The sequence below is a fragment of the Candidatus Zixiibacteriota bacterium genome (assembly GCA_019038695.1).
Taxonomy (GTDB): domain Bacteria; phylum Zixibacteria; class MSB-5A5; order GN15; family FEB-12; genus B120-G9.
Map to the genome: position 1 here is coordinate 18,828 of JAHOYZ010000032.1, position 14,257 is coordinate 33,084.

Below are 14,257 nucleotides of genomic sequence, written 5' to 3' on the forward strand. Positions count from 1 at the left end.
GTCAGGACTGCAAGGGCCTAACACACTGACACCGGGCCACCGGTGAACAGGTACGCCACCAGATAAGTCAGATCAGCAATATTGACCGGGCTGCCGGACTCTATAATTCCATCGATATTAGCTGTCTCCATTACTGGTGGAGGTGGACCTCCTGTGAAGAGAAAGGCTACAAGGTAGGTTAGGTCCGCAATATTGGGTCCCTCCCAGTTGTAGTCGACATCACCGCATATATACACAGTCGGTCCCACATATAGATTAAGCTCGACTTCGTCCTCGGGGCCGGATTCCTCTACATATACGGTGAAAGTAAACCAACCTGTATCACTGGTTGTACCGCTGATAATCCCGTCTTCATCGAGAGTGTAGCCCTCAGGCAAGGTTCCTCCGGTAACAGTGAAATTAGCCAGGCCATACCCACCCTTGGCTTCAACGGTGTCGATGTAAGGCAGGAACTGCTGTCCGTTATGCAACTCTTCGTCGAACGTGACAATGCGAATTCCCCAAACCATCCCGGAGTGCGTATCCAGCACCCAGTTATCCGGGTCGAACATCACAATCATAATATCATCGAGCGGCACGTTGAATTTGAGGATCTGGTGCCGGCGATCAACCCAGCCTGTCTCAATTACGTACTCAGTTGCCGTTTCTTTGATCTGGAAATCAAGCGGGGTTATGAACAACTGCGGATCGGAGGTCTGAACCTGGTCCACAGCAATGTAAACGTCATATCCTCCGGAATCGGACGGTTCGTCCCAGTATGCCCACTCGAAAATAGGGTACTTCCATCCGTAGACCCATTGGTCGAAGAACCACTCAAGGTTTTGTCCCGATGCCGACTCCATTATGCCACGGAAATCCTCTGTTGTCGCTGTGCCGTGTTGAAAGGGAGAGTTATAGTAGTCCCTGACGCCTTCATCGAAAGCAGAATCGCCTATCACTCGGCGAAGTTGGTGCAGGACCCAGGCGCCTTTATCGTATTGAGCCAGCGAGAATAGGTTGGAGGTTGTGTCATATGAGTAGACGGAATTGCTGCCGTAGTATTCCATACCGGTCATATAGTCAATATACGCCTCGGTGCCCCATTGTTCCTCAACGTAGATTGCCTCTGCGTATGAGGCCCAGCCTTCGTTGAGCCACAGATGTCCCCATGACCGGCAAGTGATCATATCACCCCACCACTGATGGGCCAGCTCGTGGATCACTACCCGAAACTCAAATACCCAGTCACTGTTGCCCATGGTGCTCATGGTTTGATGCTCCATCGCTCCGCCGCCGATCCAGTTGGTGTGGCCGTATTTTTCGTCGGCGAACGGGTACGGACCCCAAAGTTCAGAGAAGAACGTAATGGCATCAGGGACAATTTCCCAGCTTGTTAATGACAGCAAATACTGTTCCGGCCATGGAGCGTTAACAATCGGCATGGTGTCGGCGCCATTATTATATACCCATTCATCATACCAAACGGTGTAGTCAGCGATAGCCAGCGAAAAGAGGTAAGTAACCATGGGATAGTGCTCGGTATAGTACCAGGTTTGCCACCGATCAGACCCGGCGACCACAGAGTCGAGGGTTCCATTGCTGCCTACGTAATAGGATGTGTCGACAGTGATTGCGATATGGAAGGAGTCGGCTTTGTCATCGGGGCGATCCTTACAGGGCCACCAGTCACGAGAGGACCAGGGTTCCGAGGCCGTCGCCAGGATCAGTTCGCCGTCCACTTCCCGCCAGTATTTGTAGCTGCGGGTGAACAACTCCACATCTATGGTGTCATCGACATTGTAAGTCTGGTCGAGTGTAATCGTTATTACGTCTCCATCCCTGCCGTAGACCACCGGACCGGACGGCATTGTTATTGAGTCAACGATATTACTACTGCGGTAATCAATCTGAATTTCAGTCACATTATCTTCGGTCGCCCGAGCCAGGATACGTACAGCGCTGAACAGACTATCAAGCAGGTCGTCAGGATTCATGTCAATGTCATAGACCAGTACATCGTAATTGGTTTGAGTACACTCAGACCTTTCTTCGAGTGTTTCCTGCTGATATTGCCACCACCTCTCAACCGCCTGCCTTTTCTGTTCTCCGAGATCAAGGTGGGCTTGGCTGATTTCAGCAGGATCCCACGGACGTTCCTGGTCTTCCGCTCCAACCGTAAGGGCTATCAGATGGATGAGTAGGCTGATCAATACCAGCAAAGGCAGATGAGCGATTTTTCTAAATTTCAAAGCGACCTCCTCCGGGTTTCAATCCAGCTGGCCGGGCACTCAAAGCCGCAACGAATGTAGGCAAAACCGAATGGCATATACATGGCGGTACAAACACAATATAGCCACGAACTGGCCTACTGCAAGCGAAAAGGGGTCATCGCCGGTTGTTACCTACAAGTCGGTTCTTAGAATTTCGCCCATCTGGGAACACGTGGAAAGGCCTGTACGTCGCGGATGTTGGCCATGCCGGTGATGTACATTACTGCCCGATCAAATCCGAGTCCAAATCCGGCGTGTGGCATCGTGCCGTACTTGCGAATATCGAAGTACCAGTCAAACGGCTTAAAATCGGTGATGCCCTTGCGCTTCAAATGCTCCTGCAAAACGTCGAGCCGCTCCTCACGCTGTGAACCGCCGATGATCTCGCCCACGCGCGGTACCAGGACATCCATAGCCGCCACCGTTTTCCAATCGTCGTTGACCCGCATATAGAAGGCCTTGATTTCAAGAGGGTAATCGTAAACAATGACCGGTTTTTTGAAAACTTTTTCGGTCAGAAAGCGTTCATGCTCGGTTTGTAAATCGATTCCCCACTTGACGGGAAACTCGAACTTCTCGGTTGATTTTTCCAGTAGCTTGATGGCATCGGTATAAGACAAACGTTCGAACTCGTTTTTAATGCAACCTTCTAGCGTTGATATGAGTTCCTTGTCCACCCACTTGTTGAAGAAGTCGAGGTCGTCGGCACAGTCTTCAAGCGCGAATCGGAACAAGTATTTCAGGAAATCTTCAGCCAGATCCATGTTGTCGTCAAGTTCGGCCCAAGCCATCTCCGGTTCGATCATCCAGAATTCGGAGGCGTGACGCGCAGTGTTGGAGTTCTCGGCGCGAAATGTCGGACCAAAAGTGTAAATGTCACCCAATGCCGTAGCCATGAGTTCGCCTTCGAGCTGGCCTGACACAGTCAGGTAAGCCTCAGTGGCGAAAAAGTCGGATTCCCAGTCGATCTTGCCTTCTTTCTTAGGGACGGCATCCATATCCAAGGTAGTTACGCGGAAAAGATCACCAGCCCCTTCGCAGTCAGAGGCGGTGATGATTGGTGTCTGAATATAATAAAAACCGCGATCCTGGTAATACTTATGAATGGCATAGGCCAACCGCGAGCGTACCCGCTGGACTGCTCCAAAAGTATTGGTACGCGGTCGCAGATGGGCAATCTCTCGCAGGAATTCAAAGCTATGGCGCTTTTTCTGCAACGGGTAGTCAGAGTCCGCTTCACCGATCAGGTCCAGAGATTCGACCACGATTTCGAATTTTTGACCCTTGCCCTGAGATGCCACCAATTTGCCTTTTACCCGCACAGCGGCCCCGGTCAGAATCCGATCCAGAACAGGGAATTTGTCCGGTTCTCCAATCACAGTCTGAATGCTGGACATGCAAGATCCATCGTTGATCTCTACAAAGGCGACATTCTTGCTCTTGCGGACCGTGCGGGCCAGTCCAAGAACTATGATCTCTGAGTCAATTGCGATTTTGTCCTCGACAATAATCTGCCGAACCCTGGTCCGTGTCTTGTAATCCATTCGTAAACGCTCCGGACATAGTGTGTTATCTTCTTGCCACGCTTATCGACGGCAACGGTCTCCAATTAACGGTGTGGGGTCGACTTTGGCAAGAAGAAGAGAAAAAATGAAAGCCTACTCCATAAAACGAAACTTGAGTGAGAAATCGGAGTATAAAGAATTGAGAGTTTGACAACAGTATTTTCTTGGGTTTGAGTTCCCATCTAGTGAAGTTGACCCCGATTGTGACAGGACAGTCGGGGTTTTCTTCTGTTTATCTTTATGGTTGAAGACAAGTTCAAAAACACGTCCATCTATTATGCGAAACAATCACAGGTACTGACCGTACTGTTGGTTAGAAACGAACAAAACAGCCTACTGCCAGGAATAAGGATACTATGGTGAAAAAAATAGTTCTCTTCACGTTTATCGCAGCTGTCATCGGGGGGGTGTTATTCTTTGCTATCGACGGCTCTGCCAGCAAGGACGAAGGAGTCAGAACATTTGTGGTAGAGCGTGGTTCAATTATCGACAAAGCGCTCGCGGTTGGTCGTATTGAACCCAAAAGGGAAATCTCAATCAAGTCGAAGGTCTCCGGGCTGGTCCGGACGAGATATGTTGAGATTGGTGACGAGGTGAAAGTGGGCGATCCGCTTCTTGATATCGCCCCTGATCCTACACCGCTCGAGTTTGCCGAGGCCAAACGGCAGGTGGAACTTAACCAGGTGGTCAGCGACAACGCCAAGCGAGAGTTCGACCGTACCAAAGGTCTCAAAGACAAGCAACTAATCTCCAACCAGGAATATGATCGAGCGCTGGCTATCTATGATGAAGCCAAACTGCGACTTGAGCTGGCACGGGAAAAGCTCTCCCTGATCGAATCGGGCCATACCAAAATCGCCGATCGAATAGTGGATAATATTATCAGGTCCCCTATTGCTGGGATGGTGCTTTCGGTTCTGGTCGAGGAGGGCGATCCGGTAGTTCCGCTGACCTCCTACCAGGCCGGCACCGATCTGATGTCCCTGGCCCAGATGGATGACCTGATCTTCAAGGGGAATGTGGACGAGATCGATGTTGGCAAGCTCTACAATGGAATGGAGGCCGAGATTGAAATCGGTGCCGTCCCTAACGAGAAACTGGCAGGAACGCTGAGAAAGATTTCTCCCAAGGCTCACCGTGAAGAAGGATCGACGTTGTTTGAGGTCGAGATCCTGATTGCTGATATCGGCTCCAGCATACTGCGGGCCGGGTACAGTGCCAATGCCGATGTCATCATTACTCAGAAAAAAGACATCCTGTTGGTACCCGAGCGGTTGGTTTATATTGAAGATTCAGCCGCCTCGGTTGAGGTGCAGGATACTCTGGGTGTTATCACAACGCGTGATGTTATGACGGGACTTTCAGACGGTATCAATATTGAGATCACCGAGGGACTGGATGAGGGTGAGCTGCTTGTTGAGCGCCCACCGCGCGAGATAACGGCTGACTGATAGCACTTTGAGGAATTACCGACGATGATGCCCTTTCAGGTAGTTAAGCAGTTCTTTAATGATATGCGTCGCCAGAAGCTACGCAGTATGCTGACTATGTTCGGTATTTTCTGGGGGACATGTTCTATTGTGTTGCTCTTCGCCTTCGGGGTCGGGATAACCGAAGCCCAGCTGAAATCACAAAAAGGCATGGGTGAGAATATTGCCATCGTCTGGCCGGGCATTACGTCGGAAGAGTTCGAAGGCCTGCCGAAAGGTCGTCGCGTTCGCCCTACGGTTGATGATGTTCGCATGATAAAAATGAAAGCCCAGACACTAATGCACATCTCTCCCGAATATTCGAAGTGGAATGTTATGATGAAGGCTGGGCGTAATGAGACCATTCGTAATGTCATCGGTGTCTGGCCAGAATTTGGTATTATGCGGAATCTCATACCAGACTACGGTTCCCGTTTTCTCAACGATCGTGACCTGGCGGAGAAACGACGCGTCGTCTTCCTGGGTAATCTGCTAAAAGAAGATCTGTTCGGTGAGGAGGAAGCGGTCGGAAAAACTGTTCTTCTGAACAACACTCCTTTCACTATCATTGGAATAATGAAAGAGAAGGACCAGGATAGCTCCTACAATGGGCGTGACTCACGGAAGGCATTTATTCCTGCCTCGACATTCCGGACGATGTATTCCCGCCGATATGTCAACAATTTCGTGGTGCAATGTCCACCGACAGCTTCAATGGAAGCCACCAAGAGAGAAATCTATGAAATTATGGGTGCCAAGTATCGGTTTGACCCGGATGATACTGAGGCGCTTTCAATCTGGGATACGACCGAAGGGTTTGCTTTCCTGAAGAATTTCTTCATGGCTTTCAGCACGTTTCTGGTTGGTATCGGCGTCGCTACGCTGATCACTGGCGGCATCGGCGTTACTAACATTATGAATGTGGTTCTTGAAGAACGGACCAAAGAGATCGGTATCAAGATGGCGCTCGGTGCCCGAAAGAGTGCTATCCTCAGTCAGTTTCTATTCGAGACAATGCTTATCACCGGCGTTGGTGGTATTCTGGGGTTTCTCTTTGCCTGGGGGGTCGTCTACGGTGTCGGATTGATGGGGCTTGAGGAGTATATAGGTGTACCCCGGGTCAGTCTTTTCAGCGGTGCTCTGGCCACGGTTCTACTTGGGCTGGTGGGGACGCTGGCTGGACTATTCCCGGCTCGCCGTGCAGCAAACCTGCAACCGGTCCAGGCTTTGAAACTGTTTTAAAACGATGATTAACTTTGCCACTGTATACAACGTATTCATCCGTGATTTCCGGAAGCAGAAGAAACGGATCGCCCTAACCCTGTTGGCCCTGGGCTGGGGAACGATCTCTATTATGCTGCTGCTCGGATTCGGAGAAGGATTGCACTCTCAACTTACTATCAACCGTCGCGGTATGGGCGACGAGATATCAATCCTGTGGGGTGGTCAAACGACGATCCCGTACAAAGGTTACGGCAAGGGGCGAAGGATTCATCTGTTCAAAGAAGACCCGGCATATCTGAAAGATCGCATTCCCGAAATACGCTACATTGCCGGAGAGTACCATCGCTGGGGAGTAGCGGTCAAGTATGGCGATAAAGTTCTCTCCGAACATATCAACGGGATTGGTCCTGAGTTCGAAATGATGCGTGCCCATATACCCATGATGGGGGGGCGTATGATTAACGAGCTGGACATTGAGTTGAAGCGACGCGTAGCCTTCCTCGGCGATGCTTTCAAGGAACGCCTGTTTGGAGATGAAGACCCGATAGGTAAACAGATGCTCATCAATGGTATGCCGTTTACGGTTATCGGGGTAATGCAGGAGAAAATGCAGATGAACTCGTACTCCGGTTCGGACGAAGACAAAGTGTCTATTCCGGCGACGACGTTCAAAACTGTGTTTGGGGATCCCTGGCTGGATAACATTGTCTACCAACCGTGGGATGTGGATAACATGAAGGCGGTTGAACGGCAAGTCTATGAGGCAATGGGTGCGCGCTACAAATTTGATCCAAACGATGAACGCGCTTTGTCGATCTGGGACACGGCCGAGAGTGCCCGCGAGTTCAACAATATTCTGATGGGAATAAACATTTTTCTCGGTATTATCGGTGGCTTAACCCTGCTCATCGCTGGTGTGGGCGTGGCCAACATCATGTACGTATCTATCAAGGAGCGCACGCGAGAGATCGGCGTCAAAATGGCCGTTGGTGCGCGACGATCATATATCCTGGCCCAGTTCCTGATCGAAGCATTGCTGATTACATTTTTCGGTGGTTTCGGAGGAATGGCTATCAGCTATATTCTCACTGAGGGTTTTAAAAGAATTCCGATAGAATCCGATGTGCTTGATTTTATGGGACGACCGACTATTTCGATGGAGACGGGTTTGATTGTAGTCTCGATTTTGGGAATTATGGGTATTATCAGCGGTTTGTTCCCGGCCATGAGAGCTGCCTCGGTCAATCCGGTAGAGTCGTTGCGACACGAGTAACCCGAAGCCATGCGGAGCTAATGACAATGATTGAGTTGAGCAAAGTAACCAAGACATACATGACCGGTACGGTTGAGTTTCAGGCCCTCAAAGATATTGATATGGTTATCAACCAGGGGGAGTTTGTGGCGGTAGTGGGGCCTTCGGGTTCGGGCAAATCGACGCTTATGAATCTGGTCGGGTGTCTCGATGTTCCGACTTCAGGCGAATATTTACTTGAAGGTCGGCAGGTCGGCAGCCTTACGTCCAATCAACTTGCCGATATCCGCAACACCAAGATTGGTTTCGTTTTTCAAGCCTTCAATCTCCTGCCATACGCTACAACCTACGAAAATGTTGAAGTACCACTACTGTTCGCCAAAGTATCGGCACGGAAACGTAAGGATCGCATCCTTGAACTTTTATCTCGTGTTGGTTTGGCGGACAAACTCAACAATAAGCCAACCGAGTTGTCCGGTGGAGAGATGCAACGCGTGGCTATTGCCCGTGCCCTGGCCAACGATCCGGATGTGATCCTGGCCGATGAGCCGACCGGCAATCTGGATAGTAAATCAGGCGAAGCGATCATCGAGATGTTTCACCAGATGTGGAAAGCGGGCAAGACAATTGTTATGATCACTCACGATATGAGCCTGGCCAATCAAGCTCAACGTATCATTCGCCTCAGGGATGGTCGCATAGAGGGCAACGGAAACCTGGCCTGAGGGCGACGGCCGACCCCTACGGGCTATAGTCCATGAACGGCAACAACTTCAGTCCGTGCAATAGAACGATAAGCATTGCGACGGGCGTTATGTATCGGAGTACAAATCTCAGACCCTGATACAACGACCCCGACGAGCCAAATTCCTCGGATCGATCCTTGTCTTTCATCGCCCATGCGATAAACAGGCAGGTTAATAGGCCACCCAGAGGTAGCATGTAGTTGGTTGTCAAGAGATCGAAGAAGTCAAAGAAACCCTGGTCTTCACCGAGGATATTCACCGGTACTTTCCAGACGGCTACTGCCGACAGCATCCCGAAGACCCAGATAGTACCACCCAGCATAAGAGTCGCCGTGCTTCGTTTCCACCCTCGCTGGTCAATAAAGTATGACACGACGACTTCCAGTAGACTGATGCCTGAAGTGAGAGCGGCGAACGATAGCAGAACAAAAAACGGCACCGAAATCCATGGCCCGGTCTCTGCAAACAACACCGGCAAAGTGGCGAATATCAACCCCGGTCCGACATCAGGTTGCGTGCCGTATTCGAACACGAGGGAAAAAATTACGATCCCCGCCATCAGGGCGATCAGAGTATCGAGGAATGATACCGTGATGGCGTCCTTGAGGATACTGCGATCCTTACGCATGTAGCTGCCATACGTGAGCATGGCGCCCATACCAAGCGAGAGTGTAAAAAAGGCGTGCCCAAGAGCCGACAAAACCCCCTCTGCGCTCAGTTTGCTGAAATCTGGTTCAAACAGGAACTTCAGAGCGGCGGTTCCTCCGTCCGTACCAAAAAGACCGTAGAACATCAAAGCCAACAAAAGGAAAAACAGTGTCGGCATCAGAATCCGTGACCACCGTTCAATGCCCTTTTGTATGCCGCCGATGACAATCCCGATACAGAGGACCATAAATATACTGTGCCACATGAACGATGTTCCGGCACTGTTTGCCAGTATTTCATACTGACCTACGATCTGATCGGCCGAGCCGGTGAATCCTTCGATAGCTTTGAAGATGTATGCCAGCGCCCACCCGGCTACCACGCTATAATAGGAGAGAATCAAAAACCCGGAGGCTACACCCAGCCATCCGACCAGTTGCCACGTGCTGCCTTTTCGATGTAGCTTCTGAAAAGCACCCACCGGGTTGCATTGTGCACGGCGACCAATCATTAACTCGGCCAGCATCAATGGCAGTCCAACTATTACAACACACGCAAGATAGACCAGTACAAACGCCCCCCCGCCGTAGACGCCGGTGATATATGGAAATTTCCAGATATTCCCCAGGCCTATCGCCGATCCGGTGGCGGCCATAATGAATCCCAGATGTCCGGCCCATTGTCCTCGGAACTTACCTGTCTTGCCGCAATCGTCTGCCATATTTTCGTGCTCCTGTAGTGCCGGAGTGTGAACAGTTATATTACGCTATGCGCTTCATGAATCAAGTCGTCGCCTGTCTTCCCGGCGATGGTCGTTGACAGTCGTGTTCGCACTTGAAAAAGAAAACAATTACCAGTCCGCTACGTAGTCAACAAATAAAGCCAGTCGGGTCGTTTTTGGTTGACCCAATCCAAGGACGGTCATTAGGTGTATAAGTGATTTGAACTCTGTATTTTGAAACAATAGAGGATTGTATTATGAAGAAAACCATCTGTGCCGTACTGATACTTCTGACCTCAACGTCGTCGGCTATGGCATTCGATGCTGCCGGCTCGACCTTCGGCAATCTCACCACTGCACAGGCGGCGGGAGGAGGACAGGCCAGGTTTGCAGGAGGAGTTGGGGTTGCTGATGCTACTAGTTTCTTTGGGGCGTTTACGTATGGCATGTCGCAATATGTTGATGGCCGGTTCAAGCTGGGATTGATTTCCGACAACGACGAAACCGAACTGGCCCTCGGGGCTGACCTGAAGTATCAACTCTGGTCGATGGGTGACCTCGCCCGTCATCCGTTTGACCTGGCCGTAGGCGGACTGTTTGAATTCGTCGGCTCTGACGGATCCAGCATGCTGCAGGTTGGTATGTTTAGTCTCGGCTCATACCCCATGAGATTGTCAAACGGTCGTACACTGTCCCCGTATGGGCGGATTAACCTGCGTCTTGAACGTTGGGACTCGGACCATTGGGGCACCGACTCTGAGTTGAAGTTTGGCTTTCACGGTGGCGTTTGCTATGAGGCCAGTGAGTTCATTAGTCTCTATGGCGAGTTCCAGATCGACGGCAATGACGGCATTTTCCTGGGGCTTGATTATCGTATCTTGTAAAACCGGCCTGATCCCAATGTATGGAACTGTTCCGGCAAGGCAGTTGGAATGTCATTCTTAGACGCCCTGCTTCTGGGAATTCTGCAGGGACTGACCGAGTTCCTGCCGGTGTCATCATCCGGACATCTGGTCCTGGCGCAGGCGCTTCTTGGTGTCAAGGAACCCGGTGTCTCCTTTGAACTTCTCGTGCATCTTGGTACGTTGCTGGCTGTGTTTGTTTATTTCCGAGAACGTATTGGGCAGTTGATCCTGTCTGTATTTAGAAGCGAGATGAAAGCTGAGCGGAGAATATTTGGCTTTCTTGTTATTGGAACAATTCCGGCTGGATTAGCTGGAGTGTTTCTGAAGGATTTTTTCGAGGATTCCTTTTCAAGTCCGATCCTGACCTCGGTCATGCTGATTGTGACCGGGTTGATTTTGTTATCCACGAAGTTGGTCAAGCCCTCGGACAAACCGATGACACTTCTGTCAACGGTGATTATGGGGATTGGACAGGCGGCTGCAATAATGCCCGGTATATCGCGCTCGGGGAGCACAATCTCGGTCGGATTGTTGTTAGGTGTCAAACCGGAGAAGGCGGCGGAGTTTTCCTTTCTTCTCGCTATCCCGGCTATTTTGGGTGCAGTCGTGCTCAAAGCTGACGAGTTGATGGCGCTCGATTCGTCACTCGCACTGCAGTATCTGGTCGGTGCAGTGGCAGCGTTTGTCTTCGGTTGGCTGGCGGTGGCTATCCTGCTGAGAATCATCCGTCGCGGAAAGTTTGCAGGTTTTGCCTATTATTGTTTTGCCGCCGGTGCGTTTGGACTGTATCTTTTCCAATAGTGATGCGAAAAATCCTTGTCATTCGCTTGGGATCATTGGGTGATGTGTTGCTGACCAGCCCGACCGTGCTCAATCTCAAGATCAGTTTTCCCGAGAGCAAGCTCACTTATCTCACCAAAGAGCGGTTCCGCTCAGTAGTTGAACGCTTCGATGGCGTCGGTAACGTTGTTACATGGCCAGAAAATATGGGTAAACGCAGTGAATTCTTGTTTCTCGCTCTGCTCCGCAAGATGGATTTCGATATTGTCGTCGATTTGCACGGCAACCCACGGTCGTGGCTGACGAGAAAGATACTGCCGGCCACACACACAGTAGTTTATCCGAAACGACGATGGGAGCGACGGCAGGCGGTTGACTCCGACCAGCTTCCCCAATCATGGCCGCATACGATTGATCTTTACAATGACTGCCTGCGACAGCTTGGGGGAAGGATACCAGCGGCAACCCCAATAATAATCCCTGACGATTCTATGTCTTTGAATCCTGATGTGATGATATCGTTAAATAAAAAAGGACCAACAGCCCTGATTGCCCCCGGAGCGGCTCACTCTACCAAAGCATGGCCGGTGAAAAGATTTGCCCAGGTTGCCGAGCAATTGCACCGTGACCAAGGGATTCATATTATCTGGGCGAGATCATCGTTTGATAATGTTGATACAGAGTACTTCGGTTCACTATGTGCCGAGGCACTCACAACTTTGACTGACTGGCCGATTGAGAAGCTTGCCTCAGTTATTGCTCGATGTCGATTGACCATAGCCAATGATTCCGGGCTAGCGCATCTATCATCGTCGGTCGGTACGCCAGTAATTGCCCTTTTTGGTCCGACCCATCCGGTTCTGGGATTTGCCCCGGCTGGGTTGTTTGACCGGGTTCTTGATGTCGATGAATCCTGCCGTCCTTGCTCGCTACATGGAAGCAAGTCTTGTCATCGAGAGAAGAGAGTTTGCTTTGACCGGCTGGCAGTCGAGCGGGTTGTCGAGGCCGCTTGCGGGATTCTCACGAGTGACATAAGAAAACAGGCTGGCCTGTTTGTTGATCGTGACGGTACGTTGATTGTTGATAAGAACTATTTGAAAGACCCCGATGGAGTAGAGTTTGAAGAGGGTGCGATTGAGGCATTGAAAAGAGCGCATGCGTCTGGTCTGAAGATAGTCGTCGTGTCAAATCAATCAGGGGTGGCTCGCGGATATTTCAGCATTGATGACGTTGAAAGAGTCAATCGCAGGTTGTTGGAGATGCTTGCACAGGAGGGTATTGAGCTGGGTGGGTTGTATTACTGTCCCCATCATCCGGACGGAAGTAACCCTAAATATACTCGGGAATGCCGTTGCCGCAAACCGGCCCCCGGAATGCTTCATCAGGCCGCGATCGAGTTGGGTATTGACCTGAGAAAATCCTGGGTGGTGGGAGACAAGATTGATGATGTCAATCTTAGCCGGGTTGTGGGTGCCCGTTCAGTTCTTGTCAGGACTGGATATGGACGAGAGGAAGAACGACGTTTCGTCCCGAGTCGATTCGAAGGCAGAACAATTGTTGCGGATAATTTATTGGCCGCAGTCAGAGAGATTGAGCGAGTTGGTAGTTGTGATTAAGAAAGCGGCATATTTAAAGGATCTCGGCGATGGCAAGGTTCAGTGTCTGTTGTGCCCGGCTATGTGCCGTCTGACTCCCGGCAAGAAGGGCATTTGCGTCAGTCGATACAACTACGAGGGACAGCTTGTGACCGACAACTATGGCGAACTGGTCACACTGGCGGTTGATCCCATCGAAAAGAAACCGTTGTATCATTTCCATCCCGGTTCGTCGATTCTTTCCACTGGTCCTAACGGCTGCAATATGGGTTGTGTTCATTGTCAGAACTGGTCTATCTCCCAGGAAAGAACCCCCACTCGATATTTATCTCCCGAAGAGTTGGTTGCGGCGGCTGTGGACAGCAAGTCAATCGGGGTTGCTTTCACCTATACCGAGCCAATCATCTGGTATGAATACATTATGGATACCGCCCCGCTGTTGCATCAAGCCGGACTGAAGAGTGTGATGGTTTCCAATGGTTACATTAGTGCTGATCCGATGGATGAACTACTGAAGCATATTGACGCTTTCAACATTGACCTGAAAAGTATTCGTTCGCGTCATTATCGTAGAATATGCAAAGCAAAACTGAAGCCGGTACAACAGAGCATCGAGAAAATAGTTGCCGCTGGCGTTCACCTTGAGATCACGAACCTGATAATCCCCACGCTCAACGATTCGGATAGTGACCTCATCGCATTATGTGACTACATCGTTTCGGTCTCGCCAATGATACCGTTGCATCTGTCTGCCTATCATCCCAGTTATCGGCTGGACATTCCCGCGACACCGACGGCGACGATGCAACGAGCCTGGGAGATCGCACGGCAACGTTTGAAGTATGTGTTTGTTGGGAATCTGATACTGGAGGGGACGAGTGATTCTCATTGTCCTCATTGCGGTAGTTTGCTTATCCGACGCGAAGGTTACCAGACAGGGCTTGTGGGGGTTGTTGACGGGCTATGTTCAGAATGCGATTTTACGACAAGTATTGTGCAATAACAAGTTGAACCTGGTTTGAGTCGATACTATCATAGGATGTGGTGAGGATTGATAGATAATCCCACACTGTAATAAACTGAAACGACCCTGGTTTCGTCTG

Annotated in this window: 11 protein-coding genes; 8 read left to right on the top strand and 3 right to left on the bottom strand. The window is 50.5% G+C overall.

Annotated features, from left to right (window positions below; all coding sequences use genetic code 11):
- Nucleotides 1-17: 17 nt before the first annotated feature.
- Nucleotides 18-2,228, bottom strand: coding sequence for a hypothetical protein (locus KOO62_10830; protein ID MBU8934486.1), 2,211 nt, complete (start codon nt 2,226-2,228; stop codon nt 18-20).
- Between the two features lie 167 nt (nt 2,229-2,395).
- A complete protein-coding gene (asnS, locus tag KOO62_10835) occupies nt 2,396-3,793 on the bottom strand; it encodes an asparagine--tRNA ligase (protein ID MBU8934487.1) in 1,398 nt (465 codons plus the stop codon).
- Nucleotides 3,794-4,170: 377 nt separating this feature from the next.
- On the opposite strand from asnS, the gene KOO62_10840 reads away from it, so the two are divergent.
- The 4 genes from KOO62_10840 to KOO62_10855 are packed head-to-tail and all read left to right on the top strand — an operon-like array spanning nt 4,171 to nt 8,484.
- Nucleotides 4,171-5,265, top strand: coding sequence for an efflux RND transporter periplasmic adaptor subunit (locus KOO62_10840; GenBank protein ID MBU8934488.1), 1,095 nt, complete (start codon nt 4,171-4,173; stop codon nt 5,263-5,265).
- Nucleotides 5,266-5,289: 24 nt separating this feature from the next.
- Nucleotides 5,290-6,525 (top strand): ABC transporter permease, encoded by a 1,236-nt coding sequence (locus KOO62_10845; protein MBU8934489.1) that lies wholly within the window; start codon nt 5,290-5,292, stop codon nt 6,523-6,525.
- Between the two features lie 4 nt (nt 6,526-6,529).
- The gene (locus KOO62_10850) at nt 6,530-7,780 is read left to right on the top strand and encodes an ABC transporter permease (protein MBU8934490.1); all 1,251 of its coding nucleotides are present in this window, start codon (nt 6,530-6,532) and stop codon (nt 7,778-7,780) included.
- 26 nt (nt 7,781-7,806) lie between these two features.
- Nucleotides 7,807-8,484, top strand: coding sequence for an ABC transporter ATP-binding protein (locus KOO62_10855; protein ID MBU8934491.1), 678 nt, complete (start codon nt 7,807-7,809; stop codon nt 8,482-8,484).
- Between the two features lie 16 nt (nt 8,485-8,500).
- On the opposite strand, the gene KOO62_10860 is transcribed toward KOO62_10855, so the two are convergent.
- Nucleotides 8,501-9,874: a sodium-dependent transporter gene (locus KOO62_10860; protein MBU8934492.1), complete on the bottom strand. Its 1,374-nt coding sequence runs from the start codon at nt 9,872-9,874 to the stop codon at nt 8,501-8,503.
- A 257-nt stretch (nt 9,875-10,131) separates the two neighbouring features.
- Between KOO62_10860 and KOO62_10865 the strand changes: the two genes are divergently transcribed.
- Genes KOO62_10865 through amrS form a run of 4 tightly spaced genes read left to right on the top strand, consistent with a single transcriptional unit; the run spans nt 10,132 to nt 14,157 of the window.
- A complete protein-coding gene (locus tag KOO62_10865) occupies nt 10,132-10,758 on the top strand; it encodes a hypothetical protein (protein MBU8934493.1) in 627 nt (208 codons plus the stop codon).
- Between the two features lie 48 nt (nt 10,759-10,806).
- A complete protein-coding gene (locus tag KOO62_10870) occupies nt 10,807-11,580 on the top strand; it encodes an undecaprenyl-diphosphate phosphatase (protein MBU8934494.1) in 774 nt (257 codons plus the stop codon).
- Nucleotides 11,580-13,175 (top strand): HAD-IIIA family hydrolase, encoded by a 1,596-nt coding sequence (locus KOO62_10875; protein MBU8934495.1) that lies wholly within the window; start codon nt 11,580-11,582, stop codon nt 13,173-13,175. Before KOO62_10870 ends, KOO62_10875 begins: the two co-directional genes overlap by 1 nt.
- Nucleotides 13,060-14,157, top strand: coding sequence for an AmmeMemoRadiSam system radical SAM enzyme (gene amrS, locus KOO62_10880; GenBank protein MBU8934496.1), 1,098 nt, complete (start codon nt 13,060-13,062; stop codon nt 14,155-14,157). Before KOO62_10875 ends, amrS begins: the two co-directional genes overlap by 116 nt.
- The last annotated feature ends 100 nt before the right edge of the window (nt 14,158-14,257 follow it).